Origin of the sequence: Claveliimonas sp. (genome assembly GCF_037273965.1) — a bacterium.
GTDB lineage: Bacteria > Bacillota > Clostridia > Lachnospirales > Lachnospiraceae > Claveliimonas > Claveliimonas bilis.
The window spans coordinates 1-3,263 of the sequence record NZ_JAYAZJ010000011.1; the positions used below are offsets into that span (position 1 = coordinate 1).

4 protein-coding genes and 2 pseudogenes are annotated in these 3,263 nt (G+C 45.9%); all 6 read left to right on the forward strand.

What is annotated here, in order from left to right:
- Positions 1 to 575: pseudogene (locus tag WJ238_RS00145) on the forward strand (signal recognition particle protein); the annotation flags it as partial.
- Positions 576 to 639: 64 nt separating this feature from the next.
- Positions 640 to 885, forward strand: coding sequence for a 30S ribosomal protein S16 (gene rpsP / locus WJ238_RS00150; protein WP_230106379.1), 246 nt, complete (start codon positions 640 to 642; stop codon positions 883 to 885).
- Positions 886 to 905: 20 nt separating this feature from the next.
- A complete protein-coding gene (locus WJ238_RS00155) occupies positions 906 to 1,136 on the forward strand; it encodes a KH domain-containing protein (protein WP_033125422.1) in 231 nt (76 codons plus the stop codon).
- Between the two features lie 151 nt (positions 1,137 to 1,287).
- Positions 1,288 to 1,800 carry a ribosome maturation factor RimM gene (rimM, locus tag WJ238_RS00160; RefSeq protein WP_337605822.1) on the forward strand — a complete coding sequence of 171 codons (513 nt, stop codon included), beginning with the start codon at positions 1,288 to 1,290 and terminating at the stop codon, positions 1,798 to 1,800.
- Positions 1,800 to 2,561 carry a tRNA (guanosine(37)-N1)-methyltransferase TrmD gene (trmD, locus tag WJ238_RS00165; RefSeq protein WP_337605823.1) on the forward strand — a complete coding sequence of 254 codons (762 nt, stop codon included), beginning with the start codon at positions 1,800 to 1,802 and terminating at the stop codon, positions 2,559 to 2,561. Before rimM ends, trmD begins: the two co-directional genes overlap by 1 nt.
- Before the next feature lie 583 nt (positions 2,562 to 3,144).
- Positions 3,145 to 3,263 (forward strand): annotated as a pseudogene (locus WJ238_RS11920) (reverse transcriptase); the annotation flags it as partial.

Here is a 3,263-nt window from a genome sequence, read left to right on the forward strand (position 1 = left end):
CTGTTAAGGCGGTGACCGGGAAACCGATTCTCTATGTAGGTATGGGAGAAAAGCTTTCTGACCTGGAACAGTTTTATCCGGACAGAATGGCATCCCGTATCCTGGGAATGGGGGATGTGCTTACCCTCATCGAAAAGGCGGAGGCAGAAATCGACGAAGAAAAGGCAAAAGAAATGTCCCGCAAGATGAAAAAAGCACAGTTTGACTTTGATGATTTCCTGGAAAGCACCAAACAGATGAAAAATATGGGCGGTCTTTCCGGTATCCTTGGCATGCTGCCCGGCATGGGTCCCATGGGCGGTCTCGGGAAAAAAGGCATGCAGTTGGATGACAGTCAGACAGAAGAAGCAGAAAAGAAAATGGCGCGGATGGAAGCAATGATCTATTCTATGACTCCCCAGGAGCGCCGCGATCCGGATCTTCTGAATCCTTCCAGAAAGCACCGTATAGCCAGAGGCGCCGGTGTGGACATCAGTGAAGTGAACCGTATGGTAAAACAGTTCAATGAGATGAAAAAGATGATGAAGATGATGGGAAAAGGTGGTAAAAAGGGAAAATTCAGATTACCTTTTTAACCAGCACATATGCGGGTATCCGCAGTGTGCCAGATAGATAATAAAAAATGTGGAGGTGAAAAAAATGGCAGTAAAAATCAGATTAAAAAGAATGGGACAGAAAAAAGCTCCTTTCTATAGAATCGTTGTAGCTGATTCCAGATCCCCAAGAGATGGAAAGTTCATCGAGGAGATTGGAACATATGATCCAAACCAGGATCCTAGCGTGTTCAATGTAAATGAAGAAGCAGCAAAGAAATGGCTGAACAACGGTGCGCAGCCTACAGAAGTAGTAGGAAAGATTTTCAAGGCAGCAGGCATTGAAAAATAAGACCGGGAGGTGTGCGTATCATGAAGGAATTAGTAGAAGTCATCGTTAAAGCACTGGTAGATGACCCGGAAAGTGTTGTTGTGACAGAGAAAGAGGAAGGCCGTACAACAGTAGTTGAAGTGAAGGTGGCAGATTCCGATATGGGAAAAGTCATTGGAAAACAGGGCCGAATTGCAAAAGCAATCCGCGCTGTCGTAAAAGCAGCAGCATCGAAAGAAGATAAGAAAGTGGTAGTTGATATCGCTGGCTAGAAAGAAAAGCGCGTTTGGGGAAGCGAAGGGTCCAAAAAGACCATTTCCCGGACACGCTTTTATTCTTCTAAAGAAGAATTTTGGTTTCTGCAAAGAAGTTTTATTTGACGATTAAAAATATGTAAAAAGAGCAAAAGCAAGGAGAAAAACTATGGAAAAACAGCTTCGGGTAGGCGTTATTTCTTCCACCCATGGGATAAGGGGCGAAGTAAAGGTATTTCCTACAACAGATGATGTGAAGCGTTTCAAAAAACTGAAGAAAGTTTATCTGGATACAGGAAAAGAACAGATTCCCCTGGAGATAGAACAGGTCAGATTTTTCAAACAGTTTGCTATCTTAAAATTCAAGGGAATTGATAATATAAATGACATTGAGAAATATAAAGGGAAGGACATTCTGGTTGACAGAGAGGACGGAACTCCCCTTGGGAAGGATGAGTACTATATTGCCGACATGATCGGAATGGATGTGTATACAGACGATCCCAGGGAACATTTCGGCAAATTGAAAGACGTTATGGCTACAGGCGCCAATGATGTCTATGTCATTGATTCTGACAGACATGGAGAAGTGCTTGTACCGGCAATCCGGCAGTGTATAATGGATATTGACGTAGAAGAAAGAAAGATGACCATTCATCTGATGGAGGGACTGTTATCATGATGCATTTTCATATTATGACACTATTTCCGGAAATGGTGATGGCAGGACTTGGGACGAGCATAACCGGACGGGCCATCGACAGGGGCCTTTTGTCCATTGATGCAGTCAACATCCGGGATTATGCGTTTAACAAGCACAACAGTGTGGATGACTATCCTTACGGCGGGGGAGCGGGGATGCTGATGCAGGCGGAACCGGTGTATTTAACTTATGAGGCAATCCGGGAGAAAATAAACAGCCGGGAAGGGAAAGAAATATCAAAAGCGCCACGGGTAATCTACCTGTCTCCCCAGGGAAAAACATTTTCACAGGAAATGGCAGAAGAGCTTGCAAAAGAGGAAGATTTGATCCTTCTGTGCGGCCACTATGAAGGGATTGACGAGAGGGTGCTGGAAGAGATCGTGACAGACTATGTCTCCATCGGCGATTATGTACTTACCGGAGGAGAACTTCCGGCTATGGTAATGGTAGATACCATTTCCAGGCTGGTTCCGGGTGTTCTGCACAATGATGTCTCTGCAGAGTTTGAAAGCTTTCAGGATCATCTTCTGGAATATCCCCAGTATTCCAGACCGGAAATCTGGCATGACAAGCAGGTGCCGCCTGTCCTTTTATCAGGTCATCATGCCAATGTGGAAAAGTGGAGAAGAGAGCAGTCCGTGATCCGCACGGCAAAGAACCGACCGGATCTTCTTAAGAAAGCCCAGCTTACGGAAGCGGAGAGGAAGATGCTGGAAGAGACGGGAATCGAGCTGTCATGATTTTCTGTGGCAGGATAAGGCTGTGACCCTGCGCGGGCTGTCCTTGTGTATCATTTAAAACTTGCTAAAAAAATAAAAACAGACATTGCAATGAAGTGGTGTGACACTTTATTGCAATGTCTGTTTTTTTGCTTTGTGCGCCTGGCGGCGCACGTTTCTTAAGAGTGCAAGTCCCAAATCTGCCCGGTAGCGGGAAAGATATAGCCGAAGGCAAGGGTGTCCATCGTGAGGTGGAATCTGAAGGAAGCCGGATGTGGGGAACCTACTAACCCACGGGCAAACCTCTGGTCTGACGAACAGAAACCGCATATAAGGCTGTACATGAGGGTAAGTCTGCATAGCAAGATGAAGCCCGATAGCTACACGGAATCATGTGAAGTAAATGCGGCAGATGGATGGAGGGAAAGAAACGTGTGGTACCCAGGGAGGTCTGTGTGGAACGCTCCGAAAGGAGTAACCGTTATTGTGAAATAACGCTGAACGCACAGAAGTCAGCAGAGGCTATAGTAGCCAGAAGTTTTTCTCGGCGAAGGGCTGAATCAATAGGAGTCCTTAGTACGACAGGAAAAGGAGGGATGAGCAGATGGGTACAGAAAACAAAGAAAGCTGCTTACAAAGAGATAGCGCGGAACGCAAAGGGTATGTGAGAGCGCACCGCTCATTCAACCGGATATGGAAGGAAAGGGACAGTGCAGAGCCGGA